15 protein-coding genes and 1 riboswitch are annotated in these 16,969 nt (G+C 41.2%); of the genes, 10 read left to right on the top strand and 5 right to left on the bottom strand.

The window, feature by feature from the left end; translation table 11 throughout:
• Nucleotides 1-153: 153 nt before the first annotated feature.
• Complete coding sequence (locus B5F08_RS09110) at nt 154-957, bottom strand: prolipoprotein diacylglyceryl transferase (RefSeq protein WP_087378541.1); 804 nt, start codon at nt 955-957, stop codon at nt 154-156.
• Between the two features lie 69 nt (nt 958-1,026).
• Complete coding sequence (locus B5F08_RS09105; RefSeq protein WP_087378539.1) at nt 1,027-1,404, bottom strand: hypothetical protein; 378 nt, start codon at nt 1,402-1,404, stop codon at nt 1,027-1,029.
• Nucleotides 1,405-1,668: 264 nt separating this feature from the next.
• On the opposite strand from B5F08_RS09105, the gene B5F08_RS09100 reads away from it, so the two are divergent.
• The gene (locus B5F08_RS09100) at nt 1,669-3,612 is read left to right on the top strand and encodes a GTP-binding protein (protein ID WP_087378537.1); all 1,944 of its coding nucleotides are present in this window, start codon (nt 1,669-1,671) and stop codon (nt 3,610-3,612) included.
• 21 nt (nt 3,613-3,633) lie between these two features.
• Complete coding sequence (locus tag B5F08_RS09095) at nt 3,634-4,308, top strand: nucleotidyltransferase domain-containing protein (RefSeq protein WP_087378535.1); 675 nt, start codon at nt 3,634-3,636, stop codon at nt 4,306-4,308.
• Nucleotides 4,309-4,363: 55 nt separating this feature from the next.
• Here the strand turns inward: B5F08_RS09095 and B5F08_RS09090 are convergent, their stop codons facing one another.
• A complete protein-coding gene (locus B5F08_RS09090; protein WP_087378533.1) occupies nt 4,364-5,881 on the bottom strand; it encodes a UDP-N-acetylmuramoyl-L-alanyl-D-glutamate--2,6-diaminopimelate ligase in 1,518 nt (505 codons plus the stop codon).
• Between the two features lie 140 nt (nt 5,882-6,021).
• Nucleotides 6,022-6,909 (bottom strand): LysR family transcriptional regulator, encoded by an 888-nt coding sequence (locus tag B5F08_RS09085; protein WP_087378531.1) that lies wholly within the window; start codon nt 6,907-6,909, stop codon nt 6,022-6,024.
• Between the two features lie 210 nt (nt 6,910-7,119).
• Between B5F08_RS09085 and hemA the strand changes: the two genes are divergently transcribed.
• The 6 genes from hemA to hemL are packed head-to-tail and all read left to right on the top strand — an operon-like array spanning nt 7,120 to nt 13,588.
• Nucleotides 7,120-8,265: a glutamyl-tRNA reductase gene (gene hemA / locus B5F08_RS09080; protein ID WP_158096271.1), complete on the top strand. Its 1,146-nt coding sequence runs from the start codon at nt 7,120-7,122 to the stop codon at nt 8,263-8,265.
• Entirely contained in the window at nt 8,262-8,900 is a 639-nt protein-coding gene (locus tag B5F08_RS09075) for a precorrin-2 dehydrogenase/sirohydrochlorin ferrochelatase family protein (RefSeq protein ID WP_087378527.1), read from the top strand. The genes hemA and B5F08_RS09075 overlap by 4 nt, the downstream gene beginning before the upstream one ends.
• Nucleotides 8,897-9,760 carry a hydroxymethylbilane synthase gene (gene hemC / locus B5F08_RS09070; protein WP_087378525.1) on the top strand — a complete coding sequence of 288 codons (864 nt, stop codon included), beginning with the start codon at nt 8,897-8,899 and terminating at the stop codon, nt 9,758-9,760. Before B5F08_RS09075 ends, hemC begins: the two co-directional genes overlap by 4 nt.
• 20 nt (nt 9,761-9,780) lie before the next feature.
• Complete coding sequence (cobA, locus tag B5F08_RS09065) at nt 9,781-11,367, top strand: uroporphyrinogen-III C-methyltransferase (RefSeq protein WP_087378523.1); 1,587 nt, start codon at nt 9,781-9,783, stop codon at nt 11,365-11,367.
• Nucleotides 11,315-12,280, top strand: coding sequence for a porphobilinogen synthase (gene hemB / locus B5F08_RS09060; RefSeq protein ID WP_087378521.1), 966 nt, complete (start codon nt 11,315-11,317; stop codon nt 12,278-12,280). The genes cobA and hemB overlap by 53 nt, the downstream gene beginning before the upstream one ends.
• Nucleotides 12,281-12,316: 36 nt before the next feature.
• The gene (gene hemL / locus B5F08_RS09055; RefSeq protein ID WP_087378519.1) at nt 12,317-13,588 is read left to right on the top strand and encodes a glutamate-1-semialdehyde 2,1-aminomutase; all 1,272 of its coding nucleotides are present in this window, start codon (nt 12,317-12,319) and stop codon (nt 13,586-13,588) included.
• 54 nt (nt 13,589-13,642) lie between these two features.
• Here the strand turns inward: hemL and B5F08_RS09050 are convergent, their stop codons facing one another.
• Nucleotides 13,643-15,691 (bottom strand): RNA polymerase sigma factor, encoded by a 2,049-nt coding sequence (locus B5F08_RS09050; RefSeq protein ID WP_087378517.1) that lies wholly within the window; start codon nt 15,689-15,691, stop codon nt 13,643-13,645.
• A 485-nt stretch (nt 15,692-16,176) separates the two neighbouring features.
• On the opposite strand from B5F08_RS09050, the gene B5F08_RS09045 reads away from it, so the two are divergent.
• Together B5F08_RS09045 and B5F08_RS09040 are read left to right on the top strand one after the other, a co-directional pair.
• Nucleotides 16,177-16,425, top strand: coding sequence for an IreB family regulatory phosphoprotein (locus B5F08_RS09045; RefSeq protein ID WP_087378515.1), 249 nt, complete (start codon nt 16,177-16,179; stop codon nt 16,423-16,425).
• 14 nt (nt 16,426-16,439) lie between these two features.
• On the top strand, nt 16,440-16,730 hold the full coding sequence (locus tag B5F08_RS09040) for a hypothetical protein (protein WP_087378513.1): 291 nt from the start codon (nt 16,440-16,442) through the stop codon (nt 16,728-16,730).
• A gap of 59 nt (nt 16,731-16,789) precedes the next feature.
• Nucleotides 16,790-16,895: riboswitch (TPP riboswitch) on the top strand.
• Nucleotides 16,896-16,969 lie beyond the last annotated feature (74 nt).

The raw sequence follows: 16,969 nt of genomic DNA, 5'->3' as shown, positions 1-16,969 counted from the left end.
TACATAGATGGAATAGGCTAAACCCCAATTCCTCCTTCTTTTTTATCAAAGTGTTGGTTGCTTGATAAACGCAAAAACCCTGAATTTCAGATAGAAATTCAGGGTTTTTCGACAGGCTGAAACGCCCTGCCGGTTAAAGCAGGGCGTTTGTTGTTATTCGTTTAAAATCTGTTTTTTATGTTTTATATTTGTCCTGATAAGCAAAATCAGGGAAACTGTGAAAATGAAAACGCTTATAAACTGAGAGGTGGAGAGAAAACCCACAAATCCTCTGTACTCGTCGCCTCGGAAAAATTCTAAAATAAATCTGCCTATGGAGTAGACAAACAGATACCAAAGGAAAAGTCTGTGCTTTTGTATGCCCTTTATAAACATAAAAAGAATAAGGGTGAAAAGCAAAAATTCAAATCCCGATTCCACAAGCTGGACGGGAAATCTTCTTACGCCGTTTGCGCTTTCCACAAGGGCGTTTTCATATACAAAGCCAAAGTCGCACTCTATACCGTAACAGCAGCCGCCCAGAAAACATCCTATTCTGCCAAAGGCGTGAAACATTGGAGCAACCAAAGCCGCAAGGTCTGAAAAATCACCCAGACTTTGTTTTGTGACTTTAAGGTACAAAACTCCTGCGCCGATTCCTCCCAAAAGGCCGCCGTAAAATACAGAACCGCCGAAAATCTGTATAAGAAACGGAATTAACATTCCGTCGTTTATAATTGCGGAAAAGTTTCTGAAAAGGGCTGAAATATACTGCCATTGGGTTATTGCATAAAGAATAATTCCCCCGAAGTAGACGCCGATAAAGGAAAAAAGCATAAATATTATTGTGTCCACATAGAGGATGTTCCGCCTTTTTGAAAGCTTGCAGGCTATAAAACCGGAAAGCAGAAGCCCTGCCAATGCGGAAACGGAATACATGGAAATTTGATTTCCGAAAATAGTAAAGTAAGGGAACATAAAAACTCCTGAAAAATCAAGGTACTATACATTTCTGCATAGTACCTCTTAATTCTTTAAAAATTAAAATTACAAATAGCTTGAAAGGCTGTAAAGTCCGCTCATTGCTGAGTTAACTCTGCATGCGCAGATGCCGATGCAAACTGTTCCGATAAAGGAAACAGCTATGCCGATGATGCTTACAACCATTGCGGCGGCAGCCAAGTTTGAGGTGTTGCCTGTAACAGCTGCTGTTTTCTGCTCTGTCAAAGAGATAAATACGCCTACAACGCCTGCTGCAATACCCACAAGCTGCATAATAATACCGAAAGCACCGCTGGCGCAAGTATTGGCAGCTGTAAACATTGTGCACATTGAGGCAGAAAATCCGCCCATAAGTCCGATAACAATGGACAGAACGCCGCATCCCAAAGCCAGCACTGACATATTCAGTTTGTTATTGTTCATTATAAAACCCCCTGCTCGTAAATATGTAAAATACACTATGAAACATATGGATGTTCATATACTTTTGTGTATTTCATAATAAATATATCACTAAACAGCTGAGGTGTCAATAAAAATTATGGAAACTTAAAGTAAAAAGGCAGTTTAATGTTTTAGAAAACTTATGGATTTATCTTTCCGCAGGGCTTAAAAAGTTTTAATAGCAGAAACGCTTGATTATTTCGTTTTTTTGTTCTATACTTAAACTATGAAAGGGTGCGGAAGATGAATGTTACTTTAGGACTGCTGGCTCATGTTGACGCCGGAAAAACTACATTTGCCGAAAGGCTTTTATATCACAGCGGAAGCATAAGAAAAGCCGGCAGAGTTGACCACAGGGACACTTTTCTTGACAGCCATGAAATAGAAAGGGCGAGAGGCATAACGGTTTTTTCCCAGGAAGCCTGTTTTGAACTTGGGGAAAAGACCTTTTTCCTTTTGGATACCCCGGGACATACCGACTTTGTTTCGGAAACAGAACGAGGGGTAAAGGTGATGAATTATGCCGTCCTCATTATAAGCTGTGTGGAGGGTATTCAAAGTCACACGGAAACTCTGTGGAAGCTTCTCGATAAACATAAAATACCGGTGTTTATTTTTCTCAATAAAAGCGACAGAAACGGAGCAGAGCCGGAAAGGGTTTTAAATCATATAAAAAGAAAGTTTTCAGAAAATGCGGTTTTGTTTGACAGCTGTGAAAACATTGTGGAAAACAAAAGCCTTTTGGAAGAGCTTGCCCAAAGGGACGAGGTTCTTCTGGAAAATTATTTTTCCGACTCATGTACAGAGGAGCTTGTTTTAAAGCGAACCGCACAGATGATAAAGGAAAGAAAGGTTTTCCCATGCTTTGTGGGTTCGGCTTTGCAGGATATAGGAATTGACTGTTTTATAAAAGCATTGGAAACATTCGCTTTGGGAAATAATAAAGAAAATGAGGACTTTTCCGCTTCCGTCTATAAGGTAAGATATGACGGAAAAGGCACAAGAATGACATATCTCAAAATACGCTCCGGAAGTATTAAGGTAAAAGAGGAGATTATTCCGGGCGTTAAAATAAACGAGATGTACATTTGTCACGGTGAAAAGCTTATTCCCGCTTCAAAGGCTGTTTGCGGAGGTCTTTATGCTGTGACGGGGCCTGGGGAGCTTGTATGCGGAGACGAGATAGAAAAGGGCAAAGTTACAAAAAGTCCTTACGAATTTTACCCAATGCTAAGCGCAGGGCTTGAGTTTGATAAGTCAAAATGCAGCGATAAAACCATGATGGGGTATCTGAATATTTTGCAGGCGGAAGAGCCTATGCTTATGGCTCTCCGTGAGGAAAGCACCCGGCAGATAACCGTAAGGGTTATGGGAGAAATTCAGCTTGAGGTTTTAAAGTTTGTTTTAAAACAGAGATTTAATATAGATGTGTATTTCGGGGAATGTAAAATTCTATACCTTGAAACCATTAAAAATCCGGTGGTAGGAAGAGGTCATTTCGAGCCTTTGCGCCACTATGCGGAGGTTCATTTAAGGCTTGTGCCAACAGAGAGGGGAAGTGGAATTTCCTTTTCCTCCCAGTGTTCTCTGGAGGTTTTGGAAAAAAGCTTTCAGAATTTGGTTAGAACCCATGTTTTTGAAAAAGTTCATAAGGGCGTGCTTACAGGCTCGCCCATAACAGATATAGAATTTGTCCTGCTTACGGGAAGAACCCATCTCAAGCATACAGAGGGCGGAGATTTCAGGGAAGCCGTATACAGGGCAATACGTCAGGGATTGAGGAAGGCGGAAAGCGTTCTGTTAGAGCCATGGTACAGCTTTGAGATAGAGGCGGACAGCGGATTTACAGGAAGAATAATGTCCGATATTCAAAGAATGTACGGAAGCTTTCTGCCACCTGAAACAGAGGGAAACAATGTTATAATAAAGGGTGAAGCACCTGTGGAGTCTTTCAGAAGCTATCCCAAGGAGCTTATGTCCTTTACCTCCGGCAGGGCGGTGATTTCCCTGAGATTTTGCGGTTACAAAGAATGTCACAACACTGAGGAAGTAGTGGAAAAAATAGGATATAATTCGGACAGAGATACGGAAAATACGGCGGATTCGGTTTTCTGTTCCCATGGCGCCGGCTATGCGGTGAAATGGAATGAAGCCGACAGCCACATGCACTGTGTTTCAAGTGATTAGGAGCAAAGGGAGAGTGAGATTATGTTCCATATTGATTGTTGGATGAAAGAGCTTACGGACAGGCTCATAGGAATTTTTGGAAACAGACTGGAATTTGTTGGTTTGCAGGGAAGCTACGGCAGACACGAGGAAACTGCGGAAAGCGATATTGACGTGGTGGTTATTTTAGACCAGCTTTCCGCCAACGACATAAAAACCTACGATATGATAGTATCAGACATGCCACAAAGACAAAAGGTCTGCGGTTTTATGTCGGGAAAAGAGGAGCTTATTAAGTGGGAAAAATCAGAGCTTTTCCAGTTTTATAACGACACTGTCTCTTACTACGGAAACATTGATTACCTTTTAAAGCTTATTTCCGAAGAGGACGTGAAGAGAAGTATTCTCATAGGCGCATGCAATGTTTACCACATGTGCGTCCACAATATGCTCCACGAAAAGGACAGCAGACTGCTTGTTTCAATCTGCAAAACAGCCATGTTTGTGATACAGGCGAAGTATTTTGCGGAAACAGGACAGTACATAAAGAGAAAATCAGAGCTTTACAAGCTGGTAAAGCCGGAGGATGCGGATATAATCGGAGAATTTATCCTGCTCCGAGAGAATTGTCATATTGACGAAAAGGAATTTAAAGAGATTTCTGAAAAATTATTTGAGTGGTCAAAGAAAATAATAAACGAATGTTTTGACGCTTAAAAAATAACGCTCATAAGGATTTTGTTTCCTTATGAGCGTTTTATATTTGTTAAAATTATTCTTCCTCAGCCTCGTCGTCCTTGCAGTATTCGCATTTTCCGTCGTGCTGGTAATTTTTCATGGACTCGGAAATTTCTGCTACAATTTCTCTTTCGTCCATGTGGTATTTAACGCCTTTGATTTCCTGGTAGTCCTCGTGGCCCTTGCCGGCAAGAACTATAATATCTCCCGGAAGAGCGTTTTCCATGCAGTATCTTATAGCGTCAACTCGGTTGGGAATTACAACGTATTTTCCGTCGGTCTTGTCGATACCGACCTTTATGTCCTCGATTATGTCCATTACATTTTCAAAACGTGAATTGTCCTCGGTGATAACCGAAAGGTCGGAAAGACGTCCGGAAACCTCTCCCATTTCGTAACGGCGAACCTTTGGACGGTTTCCGCCTGCTCCGAACATGGTGACAATTCTGTTTGGCTTGTATTCTCTCAAAGTTTCAAGAACATTTTCCATGGAAACAGCGTTGTGCGCATAGTCGATAAGCAGTGTGTAATCTCCAGGAACCGGAACAGCCTCTACACGTCCTTTAACCTTAACGCTGTTAAGTCCGTCGATAATTGCCTTGTCGTCTATGTCAAAGTGACTGCAAACAGCTATTGCGGAGATTGCGTTGTAAACGCTGAATTTTCCCGGGATTGCCACGTCAAGGGAAAGATTTTTCTTGCCTGATGCTTCAAAGTGTACGCCGATATATCCGGGTCTTGCAATAAGGCTTTCGTCGGAAGCCACAAAGTCCGCATCCTTGTCAAAGCCGAAGGTTTCAACTGTGCAGGTGCAGTGTTCGGTCATCTTTTTCCACATTGGGTCGTCCATGTTGAATATGCCGTGCTTGCACTGTCTGAAAAGAAGAGCCTTGCAGGAGAAGTATTCCTCCAAGTCCTTATGCTCGCTGGCTCCTATATGGTCGTGGGAGAAGTTTGTGAAAACGCCTATGTCAAAGAGTATACCGTCAACTCTGTGCCATTTAAGACCAAGAGATGAAGCCTCAATAACAAGTGCGCCGCAGCCGGCTTCAACCATTTTTCTCATTGCCTGATAAACCTCGTATGACTCAGGTGTTGTGTTGTTTGTCTTGTAGATTTTGTCGCCTATGATAATTCCCAAAGTTCCGATTGTACCGGTTTTAATTCCGCCGCACTCGAGAATAGAGCGTATCATGGCGGCTGTGGTGGTTTTGCCCTTTGTACCGGTTACTGCCACTGTTTTAAGCTCTTCATCCGGATGACCGAAATACTCACGGCTCATAAGGGCAAGGGTTTTTCTTGTGTCCTTAACCATAATCAAGGTCACGTTTTCGGGAACCTCAACTGTGTCGCAGGCTATAATTGCAACAGCTCCCATTTTTATGGCTGACTCAACATAGGTGTGGCCGTCGGTGTTGTAGCCTTTAAGGCATACAAAAGCGCAGCCCTCTGTGGCTTTTCTGGAATCGTATATAACATCGCTGATTTCTATATCCAATCTGCCCTGTATAACCTTATAATTTTCTGCGCAAAGCAGCTCTGACAGTATCATGCTGAATACCTCCTGAAAAATCTTTACGAAATATTGTATTTTTAAAACTATCTATAAAAACAGAATTGTTTGCCGCAAAGTAAGATATCCTCCTGTGAGTTTTAAACCCAACCTGTATTATAGCATATATTCATTGCTATTTAAAGTACCGAATTTATTAAATTATCATAAATTGTTTTATAATAGTCAGAAAAAATACTATTCTTTCGCCAAATAAAAGTAAATTCGTGCTTATCTATAAGGTCTTTTACATATATTTTTTTAAGAGTTCCCTTTCTGAGTTCCTCCTGAACCGCCGCCTCATAGATAAAGGTTATGCCGCAGTCCTTTTCAACAAGTGTCTTTACGGCGTTTATGTTGCTAAGCTCGATAATGTTTTTAAAATCGTAAATACCTAAATTTTTTTCCTCTAAGCTTCTTGTTAAAATTTCCCTTGTGCCTGAGCCTTTTTCACGGAGTATCAGAGTCTGGGAGAAAAGCTCCTCAAGGGATTTTTCAGTTTCGGCGAAAGGGTGGTCTTTACAGCACACAGCGGTATAATTTTCCAAAGAACAGACAATGTGTTCATACTGATTTTTTCCGAAATACCCTTCTACAACCGCAAAGTCGATTTCACCCTTGTCAAGCATTGAAAGAAGCTTTTCAGTGTTTGCAATGGTGAGGTTTACCTTTGTTTCCGGATATTTTTTTAAATAGGCGGCAAGCTTGCCGGGAATAACATATTCCCCAATGGTAAGGGTTGCCCCAAAGGAAAGGGTAGAATTGTGATTTCTTATATTGTGTATGGAATCACGAAGAAAGCTGTCGTTGTGCTTCATGGTGCTTATGGCTTCGTAGAGCATTTCGCCGGCTTCCGTTAAATACATTTTTTTGCCGTTAAAGCCGAAAACCTTTGCGCCGTAGTATTCCTCTATGTATTTTATATGCTGGGAAACTGCCGGCTGGGTTATGTTTAATTCTTCGGCGGCTTTTGTGTAATTCATGTGCTTGCATACGGAAAGAAATGTATCTGTTCTGAAATCAAGCATATTTTCATCTGCCTTATCAATAAAATATTTATGCAAAGTGCTGCGGCTATATTATAACATGAATTTATACAAAAATAAACATATATTATTTGATTTTAATGCCTTTTCATGGTATCATAAAATAAACAAAGAAGATGTAGAATAACATCGAGCCGAATCAAAAAATACAGAAGATTTCGGATTTTAAATTGGATTTGGGTGTGGATTTTATTGTATTGTGTAAGCATCAGCCATAAGACAGCTCCGGCGGAAATAAGAGAAAAATTTAATTACAGCAAAGAAGAAAAGATAGAGTTGCTCCGACAAATGCGGAGTATTTTTTCTGTTAAGGAAGCTTTGGTGCTCTGCACCTGCAACAGAACGGAATTTTATTTTTGCGGAGATAAAAATTCTGTTTTGGAAATGGAAAAGCTGGTTTCCCGTGTTTCCAATGTGTCCTTGGATGATATAAAGGAATTTTTCAGAATATACGGCGATAAAAAAAGCATAGAGCATATTTTCAGAGTTACCTGTGGAATAGAGTCCATGATTATAGGCGAGGATGAAATTTTAGGCCAGGTTAAAAACGCTTACAGCCTTGCCCACGAAGCGGGGACAACGGGATTTATTCTCAACTCGGTTTTTCAAAAGGCAATCGCCTGTTCCAAAAAGATAAAGACAGACACGCCACTTTCAAAGACGCCGGTTTCCACTGCGACACTTACCGCAAGAACCGTTTTTTATGAGGATTTTTCAAAGACAGATAAAAACGTGCTTTTGATAGGCGCAACCGGAGAAATGGGAAAAGCCATACTCAATAATCTTTTGTCAAAGCCAAACATATACATAATATGTCCTTTAAGAAAAAAACTGGGGTTTGTGCCAAAGGATGAAAGCCGTGTAAAATGCGTGCCTTATGAGGAAAGATACCAATATATGGACTGGGCGGATGCAGTGGTAAGTGCCACATCAAGCCCCCATTACACGGTGATGCGCAGGGAGATTGAAAAGAAAAACATAAGCGATAAAAAAAGACTTTTTATAGACATAGCCGTCCCCAGAGATATAGATGAAAATGTGGCGGAGATGAAAAACACAAGGCTTGTGACAATAGATGATTTTGAAATAATCGCAGAGGAAAACAACAGGCTGAAGCTTCAGGCGGTGGACTGGGCTGTGGAAATCTGCAAAAATTATCAGGACGAGCTGAACCGTGACATGATTTTTCACGATGAATTTGGAACAGGAGAAAACATCGACAGGGAAAAGACTGTAAGCCTTGCAAAGCTTTTGTTTAAGGCCAAAAAGGAAATGGACAGCCATGGATTTTCCCAGCTTATAAAAATAATGAAAGAACTTGACGAGGTGGATATATGAGCTATTTTCCGTTTTTTATGGATGTTACCGACAAGCAGTGTCTTGTTGTGGGAGGCGGAGAGGTTGCTTTGAGGAAGGTAGAAAAACTGTTGCTTTTTGACTGCAAAATAAAGGTTTGTTCAAAAAAGTTTTGCGATGGTTTTTACGATGATAAAATTAAAAGTAAAATAGAGATGGTTTATCATCTTTTTATGGACTCTGATATTGACGGGTGCAGTTTTGTAATTGCCGCCACAGATAACGACCATCTCAACAGCCATATTTACGATTTGTGCGTTGAAAGACATCTGCCTGTAAATGTGGTGGACGATATTAAAAAATGCACATTTATTTTCCCGTCGGTTTCAAAGGGCAGAAACTATACTGCGGCATTTACCACAGAGGGAAAAAGCCCACTGTGCGCCGCTTACCTTAGAAGAAAGTTTCAGGAGCTTGACGGTGAAAGACTTGATAACATAATAGACATCATGTATAACCAGAGAAAAAATGCCAAAAGATTTATTTACAGCAGCGATATAAGAGCGGAATTTTTAAAAGAGGTTTTCAACGCCCTTGTTTATGAGGAGGGCGACTCCAAAGAATCCGTTATGCTTGCAAATAAAATAATGAAGAAATACATAGGCGGGGGAAGATGAAAAGGGTAATTAAAGCCGGCACAAGAAAAAGCCTTTTGGCGTTAAAGCAGACTGAAATGGCGGTAGACGCACTGAAAAGCAGATTTCCGGAACTGGAATTTGAAACAGTGGGAATAAGCACAAGAGGCGACAGAAACCTTGAAAAGCCTTTGGGTGAAATAGGCGACAAGGGACTTTTTGTAAGCGAAATTGAAAGGCTTATTAAAACAGGTGAAATAGACTTTGCAGTACACAGCGGAAAGGATTTGCCCTTGGAGCTTTACGAGGGCTTGGAAATTTCCGGAGTTTTAAGCCGTGACGACCGCCGTGACGTTTTGGTGACTAAAAAGGGCAGAGGTTTTGAAAACCTGAAAACAATAGGAACAGGAAGCAAAAGAAGAGCCTTGCAGTGTTCAAAGCTTGTTGAAAACTGCGACTTTAAGCTTATCAGGGGAAACATAAACACAAGGCTTGAAAAGCTCTACAGGGGCGAGTACGACGGAATAATTCTTGCCGCCGCAGGCCTTGACCGTCTAAAGCTTTATAAGGACAGCCGTTTTGATTTCAGACCCTTTACCGAGGAAGAAATGATACCAGCCGCCTGTCAGGGAATAATTGTAATTGAAGCTTTGAAAAACTCGGATGTATCAGAGCTTATAAAGGCGGTTCAGTGCGAAAAAACCAGAAAAGAGTTCGACTGTGAAAGATATATTTTGAAGCTGTTGGGCGGAGATTGCAGTGCATCTATCGGTGCGTCTGCAAAATTTAACGAGGGAATAATTTCCTGCTCCGTTATGTACGGCGATAAAAGAAGTTATTTTGAAACCGATGAAAAAAGCTTTAAGGCAACAGCGGAAAAATATATAAGGGATATGATTTAAGTTTAGCAGAGGAAAATTCTATGAGAGAAATAAAACCACAGGGAAAGGTTTATCTTGTGGGCGCAGGCTGCGGAGGCGAAGAGCTTCTGACCCTGAAAGCCCTTGACTGCATAAAAAACGCCCAGGTGATAATTTACGACAGCCTGGTTGATGAAGATATACTTTTAAACGCCCGTAAGGACTGTGAGAAAATATACGTGGGAAAAAGGTTCGGAAAACCTTCCCTTTTGCAGGGTAAAATAAACGGAATAATTTTAAATAAAGCCTTAGAGGGTAAAACAGTGGTTAGGCTCAAGGGCGGCGACCCCTTTGTTTTTGGAAGAGGGGGCGAAGAGGCTCAGGCTCTGGAAAAGGAGAATATTTCCTATGAGGTTGTGCCGGGAATAAGCTCCTGCATTGCGGTTCCTCAAAGGGCAGGAATACCTGTGACCCACAGGGACACAAGCAGAAGCTTTATGGTTATCACAGCCAGAAAATCCGACGGAACTCCCGTGGACAGACAGGTTCTTGAGGGTTACGCCCGTACAAAGGGAACCTTGGTGGTTTTAATGGGATTAAATCTTATAGGATATATCGCAGATACCCTTGTTTCCTGCGGACTTTCAGAAGATACCCCGGCGGCGGTTATATCCGACGGATGCAGAAAAAATCAAAGGGTTATAAGAACCACCTTAAAAAATGCCGAAAAAGATGTGAAAGAAAATAACATGAAATCCCCGGCGGTTATTGTTATAGGAGATACAGCCGCCTGTGATTTTTCCGGAGAAAAACAACAGCAGGAAACAAAAAACATACTGATAACCGGAACAGCCACACACACAGAAAAACTGTCAAAAGAACTAAAAAAATTGGGCTTGCATGGGGAAAAATTGATTTTGTCAAAAATAAATATATCCACATGCGAACAAGAGCTTGCAAAGGGAATTGAAAAAGTAGAAAATGGATGTTATACTATTTTTACATCACCTAATGGTGTTGATGTATTTTTCAATTTGCTGAAAAGATATGAAATTGATGTACGCAAAATATACGGAACAAGAATTGCGGCTGTGGGAAGCGGAACCTGCGAAAAGCTTAGAAATTACGGGTTAATTCCCGATGTGGTTCCCCAAAAATATACAGTAGAAGAACTTGCAAAGGCCATAGCTGAGGACTGCCGCAAAAATGGCGGAGTTAAATCGGCGGTGGCTTTCAGAAGCGCCCAGGGTTCAAAGTCTCTTGAGGAAATTCTCACTAAGGAAGGCTTTGACTTTACGGATGTGAGCACATACAGCGTCGGCGCTGACAAGGACGCCATAGAAAATTTTGAAAAAAACGGCGCAGAGAAAAAATACAGCCGAATAACATTTTCCAGCGGTTCCGGAGTTAAAATATTTTTTGAGGAAATGAAAAATCCTCAGAGCTTTTTCTCACAGGACACAGTGGTTATCTGCATAGGTGAGGAAACAAAGAAACAGATTGAAAAATACAGGGGTTTGATAGGAAATATGAAAATAATTACAGCGGATAATTTTAGCTGTAAAGGCTTAGCTAAAGCTGTAAAGGAGAATTGCTATGAACAGAAACAGAAGATTAAGACAGAACAGCACAATGAGAAGTCTTGTTAGAGAAACAACAGTGCTTCCCTCTGAACTTATTTATCCTATTTTTGTTACAGAGGGCAGAGGCATAAAAGAGGAAATCCCCTCAATGCCGGGAGTGTACAACTATTCCGTTGACAGACTTTACGAAATAATGGAGCAGGTTGTAAATTCAGGAATAAGCGGAGTTATGATTTTCGGCGTTCCTGTGCATAAGGATTCCAAGGGAAGTGAAGCATACCGCTGGGACGGAATTGCCCAGAAGGGAATTAAATATATAAAGAACCATTATCCGGACATTGTGGTAGTGGCTGATATTTGCCTTTGTGCTTATACAAACCACGGTCACTGCGGAATTGTCAACGAAGGCGAAATCTTAAACGACGAAACACTTCCATACCTTGCAGAAATGGCTCTCACCTGCGTTCAGGCCGGTGCTGATATGGTTGCACCGTCAGATATGATGGACGGAAGAGTTGAATATATAAGAAAGGTTCTCGACAATAACAACTTTAAAAATGTGCCGATTATGGCATACAGCGCAAAATATGCCTCAGCATATTACGGACCTTTCAGAGATGCCGCACACTCTGCCCCAAAGTTCGGCGACAGAAAAACATATCAGATGGATTTTGCCAATGTAAAAGAGGCAATGAGAGAGATTTCCAACGATATAGAAGAGGGCGCAGACATTGTAATGGTAAAGCCTGCTTTGGCTTATCTTGACGTTATAAAGGAAGCTTCCCAGAGATTTGACGTTCCTGTTGCCGCCTACAATGTAAGCGGAGAATATGCAATGGTAAAAGCGGCGGCTCTTTCCGGCTGGATTGACGAAAAGAGAATTGTTCTTGAGAACCTTTACGCCATAAAGCGTGCAGGCGCAAATATTATAATAACATATCACGCCATTGAAGCTGTTCAGTGGCTGAAAGAAATTTAAAGAAAGAAATTTAAAGATTGATTAAGGGTGAAAAAGTTGAATACCGAAAAATCACACAGTCTTTTTGAAGAGGCAAAAAAATATATGCCCGGCGGAGTTAACAGCCCTGTCAGAGCTTATCAGGCGGTAAAGAGAGAACCGCTGTTCATAAAAAGAGCAGAGAAAGGTTATATATACGACGTGGACGGAAATTCCTATGTGGATTTTGTATGTTCATGGGGCCCGGGAATTTTGGGTCACAGCCACCCTCAGGTTATAGCTGCGGTGCAGAAAGCCTGCGAGGACGGACTTACTTTCGGCGCTCCCACCGAAAAGGAAACAATACTTGCAAAATTGATTTCTTCATTGATGCCATCAATGGAAATGATGCGCCTGGTAAATTCCGGAACAGAGGCGGTTATGAGTGTTGTCCGTGCCGCCAGGGGATTTACAGGAAAAAATAAGGTAATCAAGTTTAACGGATGTTATCACGGCCATTCCGACTGTATGCTGGTAAAAGCGGGCTCGGGACTTTTGACCCAGTCAATACCATCCGGCGCAGGTGTTCCCGAAAACTGCACAAAGGATACCTTGATTGCAGAATATAACGATATTTCCTCTGTGGAAAAGCTTATAGAGAGCAACAAGGGAGAAATTGCCTGTGTGATAATCGAGCCTGTTGCGGCAAATATGGGCGTTGTTCCTCCTAAAAAGGAATTTTTGCAGGAGCTTAGAAAGCTCACCGAGGACAACGGTATTCTTCTTATTTTCGACGAGGTTATAACAGGTTTTCGACTTGCTTTGGGCGGAGCTCAGGAGTATTACGGCGTAAAGCCGGACTTGACTTCTCTTGGAAAAATCGCCGGCGGCGGTATGCCTTTGGCGGTGTACGGCGGCAGACGTGATATAATGGAAAACGTGGCTCCGATCGGTAAAGTGTATCAGGCGGGAACTCTTTCAGGAAACCCAATCGCCGTAACCGCAGGAATTGAAACACTTAAAATTCTCAGAGAGAATAAAAATATATATACAGAGCTTGAAAAGAAATCAGAGATTTTGGAAAAAGCCTTTAAAGGCTCAGGCTTTAATGTGAACCGTGTGGGTTCTCTCCTTTGTCCTTTCTTTACCGATAAAAAGGTTGAAAGCTATACTGACGCACTTTCAAGCGATACGGAAAAATACGCAAAATATTTTTCATTTATGCTGGAAAAGGGAATATATATAGCCCCGTCCCAGTTCGAGGCGATGTTTGTATCTTACGCCCACACAGATGAGGACATAGAGAAAACAGCCGCCTGTATCCGTGAAGCCGGAAAATATATGTTTTAAATAATTAAAGGACTGCACTTTGAATTGCAGTCCTTTTTGTTTTAACTTATTATTTTAATCCGGAAAAGCGGATGGGTTTGAACTGTGGAACTGATTTGAAGCATCTGTTCCCATTGTGTAGGTGTATTCCGAAGCAGAGGAAATCACAAAGCTGCCGTTTTCTATTGTTGCCCTGTGGAAATTCTCCTCTCCTGTGCCACGGCTGAAATTATAAATAAAAAGTCCGTTGCCGTCCTCAGGGATTAAAAGATTTAAAGCGGATAAATCATCTGAGATTGTTTTAAGAGTGTAGGTGTCGCCCTGGTGGTCATAGCCGTATACCCTGTAATTGTACACTATAAAAGGACCTTCCGCAGCTCTTGCCGCCACAACAAGCTCCGGCTTTCCGTCATTGTTAAGGTCACGTATGAAGTATGAATATTCGCCGTTGTAACTGCTGTCCGGATAGGTTGTAAAGGCAAAACCTGATTCCTTGGCTTTTACTCTGTTTATTGTGTCCTGATACAGCTTGTTTACTTCATCCTCGCTGTCCTGACTTGATTGAGAGGATTGGCTGTCCTGAGTCTGGGATGTTTCGGCTTCGGTTGGTTCCTCTTCTTCGCTTCTCTCGTATATATCGGTTATCTGATAGAGTCCCTCGCTGTTTGGAACTAAAACAGCTTCCTTGTAGAGTGTGTAGCTTCCGCTGCCGCCGCCTGAGGTGTAGTTATAGGTGAAATCTATTATAAGTTCATCGTCGGTATACTTGGCGGATGTTATGTCGGAAGTAATCATATGTCCCACTGTGGCAGGGGAAAATATAATTGCGTCGCCGCTTACATATGCGTTGGCTTGTGAAGCGTTGTCTGCGGTGAATCTAAAGTCTGTAAATGAAGAGAACAGTCTGTTTACATCGCTGAGGGAATACATTGCTTTCCAGTCGGAGGTGTTTCCTAAATCGGCAATGTAATTTCCGTTGCGGCCTGAAGGCTCACAGAGATAATTCAAAAGCTCTGCATAACTTTGTGTGGGAACACCGTCGTTCATTTCCTTAGGACCATAGGAAAGAATATATTTAAACTCGTCCATTGTAAGATTTCCCGCAATCATAGTTGGGTACATATCCTCGGTAAAATCTTTTGGCTCAGTGTTTTCTGTGGTCGGTTCAGTGGTTTCTGTGGTGGACTCTGTTGTTTCTACAGTTTCTGTTATGGCTTCCGTTGGCTGATTGTTTGAGTTTCCTGCAAGCTTTACAGCCACGGTGGCTCCTCCCGCAACTATAGCCACTGAAAGCAAACCTATCAGAGTTTTTCCAAGGGCGGTGTGGATAAAGGTGTGACCTGCGGCGGTTTTTGCACCGGCAGCGGCGGATTTTCCTGCTGCTGTCTGAACGCCTTTGCCAACGTGATTTGCGGCTTCTCCTATGGAATTTAAGATTTCCTTTTTGCAGACTTCTTTTGCAATGTTTGCGACTGTCTGGATTTCCGGGAAAAATTTTTCCTGACGGAGCAAATACAAAAGCAGAGAAATCGGGGAGATACCCAAAAGCTTGTAGCCCTTCTGTTCAAGCTCGTCGGCTTTTTTCTTTAATGCTTTTCTTCCGTAATTCAATCGGGACTTTACGGTGTTTTCCGGGATTTCAAAGGACTGAGCAATGTCCTTTATGCTCTGACCCTCAAGGTAAAACATGAGAATACACAGGCGCTGTTCATCTGAAAGACTGTCTATCATCTCTCTTACAAGCTCCTGAGTTTCTTTTTTTGTGTAGTTAAGCTCAGGCTGGTAATCTCTGTTTTCGTCCTCCCTGTCATAAATAAAGCTGTCGTCCTGGTCTTCCGGCTCTATCTGGGAGAATAATGTAGGATTTTTCTTTGAAAGAAGATTTTTTGCAGTGTTGGCGACTATTCTGCTGAGCCAGGAACGGAAGCTCTCAGGGTCTTTCAATGTGGGCAGATACTGCCATGCTTTGATGTATGCGTCCTGAACAACGTCCATAGCGTCTTCTTTGTTTTTTGTGTATTTAAGAGCTATGTAGTACATGTCATTCTGGGTGTCCTCGTATAAAGCCGCCAATGCTTCTTTATTTCCGTTTACGGCGTCAGTTATTGTTTTTGTGTAATTCATTTTCGTTACCTCTCTTTATGATGTTTTCGTATATTTTTTCCTTTGTTTCTCTGTCTGTTTTGTTTTCACAACGCTCTTTTTTCAAAAGGGCGGAAAACCATTTTAATACATTAAGCTCTGTCATAATAACGCTTGCTTTCATTAAAAAAGCAGACCGGAGGAGAGGAAAGAATTAAAATTATTTTTTTCATGTTGATTACTCCTTTTGTTTGTAATTTTTTGTTGTTACACTATATAGACAAGTCAAAAGGAGAAAAGGTTTTAAGTTTTCAAAAAAATTTTTATTTTTTATCATTTTTATTTTGATACTTGATATAATAAATGTCAAGAGAAAATAAATTTATTATAAATCAGCATAGAAGTCAGTTAAAAGAGTTTGTATATTAAAATTCACATAATTGTCACAAACACATCAAATTTTGTACCTTATACTATTGTAATATGTTAATAATTGTAGTATAATAACATAGTTAGGAGGTGTTTCCATGCACGACAGAACAATGGTATTTTCGTTGCAGAATGAAAAAGACGATCAGATTAAAACATCTATGAAGATAGTTTATGAGGCGCTCAAGGAAAAAGGTTATAATCCTATCAATCAGATAGTTGGTTATATTCTCTCTGAGGACCCCACTTACATTACAACTCATAATAATGCGAGAAACATTATCAGTAAAATTGACCGTGATGATTTGCTGGAAGCACTTGTGAAGTCCTATCTAAACTTAAAGTAGTAGGAGGTTTTACAGTGACTAAAAAGAAGTTTTTTACCTATAAGGGTAAGCCATTGGTTCGCTGCGGTGACGAGTTGTACTACGGCAGTATGGCTGACCCTTTTGTTATAAGACTTGCAATCAAAAGCAAAGAAGAGATAAACGGTCTTGAAACCGCAACAAAGGTTTCTGTTCAGCTGTTAAGCACCGACCAGGATTTAAGCCCAAGAAGAAGAATAATAAAATCCAGCGAAAAGCCGGGACTTTATGCGGCAATAGATATAGCCGATATCTGGCTTGAAAGAGCTTTGTCGGGCAAGGGCTGATAAAAGGAAAATGTTGACACTGTATAATTTTGATGTTATACTTTGTCTGTAAAATTTAATAGGATGAACCGGGGAGCTTGTGTGCAGGCTGAGAGGAAGTGAAAGCTTCGACCCGTATACCTGATTTGGGTAATGCCAACGTAGGAATTTTCAAAAAAACTTTAGCGATACCCCAAAAAGGTATCGCTTATTTTTTTATCCTTCATAACAAACGAAGTGACGGATTGTTTTTTAGAAAG

The sequence above is a fragment of the Anaeromassilibacillus sp. An172 genome, assembly GCF_002160515.1.
Lineage (GTDB): Bacteria > Bacillota > Clostridia > Oscillospirales > Acutalibacteraceae > Limousia > Limousia pullorum.
Note: the sequence above shows the minus strand (reverse complement) of the source record. Positions and strands in the feature narration are given on the sequence as shown.

What these genes read in the sequence shown, in the direction of transcription:
- B5F08_RS09110 (WP_087378541.1), bottom strand. Translation starts at nt 957, where the DNA reads ATGTTCCCTTACTTTACTATTTTCGGAAATCAAATTTCCATGTATTCC.
- B5F08_RS09105 (WP_087378539.1), bottom strand. Translation starts at nt 1,404, where the DNA reads ATGAACAATAACAAACTGAATATGTCAGTGCTGGCTTTGGGATGCGGC.
- B5F08_RS09100 (WP_087378537.1), top strand. Translation starts at nt 1,669, where the DNA reads ATGAATGTTACTTTAGGACTGCTGGCTCATGTTGACGCCGGAAAAACT.
- B5F08_RS09095 (WP_087378535.1), top strand. Translation starts at nt 3,634, where the DNA reads ATGTTCCATATTGATTGTTGGATGAAAGAGCTTACGGACAGGCTCATA.
- B5F08_RS09090 (WP_087378533.1), bottom strand. Translation starts at nt 5,881, where the DNA reads ATGATACTGTCAGAGCTGCTTTGCGCAGAAAATTATAAGGTTATACAG.
- B5F08_RS09085 (WP_087378531.1), bottom strand. Translation starts at nt 6,909, where the DNA reads ATGCTTGATTTCAGAACAGATACATTTCTTTCCGTATGCAAGCACATG.
- B5F08_RS09075 (WP_087378527.1), top strand. Translation starts at nt 8,262, where the DNA reads ATGAGCTATTTTCCGTTTTTTATGGATGTTACCGACAAGCAGTGTCTT.
- hemC (WP_087378525.1), top strand. Translation starts at nt 8,897, where the DNA reads ATGAAAAGGGTAATTAAAGCCGGCACAAGAAAAAGCCTTTTGGCGTTA.
- cobA (WP_087378523.1), top strand. Translation starts at nt 9,781, where the DNA reads ATGAGAGAAATAAAACCACAGGGAAAGGTTTATCTTGTGGGCGCAGGC.
- hemB (WP_087378521.1), top strand. Translation starts at nt 11,315, where the DNA reads ATGAACAGAAACAGAAGATTAAGACAGAACAGCACAATGAGAAGTCTT.
- B5F08_RS09050 (WP_087378517.1), bottom strand. Translation starts at nt 15,691, where the DNA reads ATGAATTACACAAAAACAATAACTGACGCCGTAAACGGAAATAAAGAA.
- B5F08_RS09045 (WP_087378515.1), top strand. Translation starts at nt 16,177, where the DNA reads ATGCACGACAGAACAATGGTATTTTCGTTGCAGAATGAAAAAGACGAT.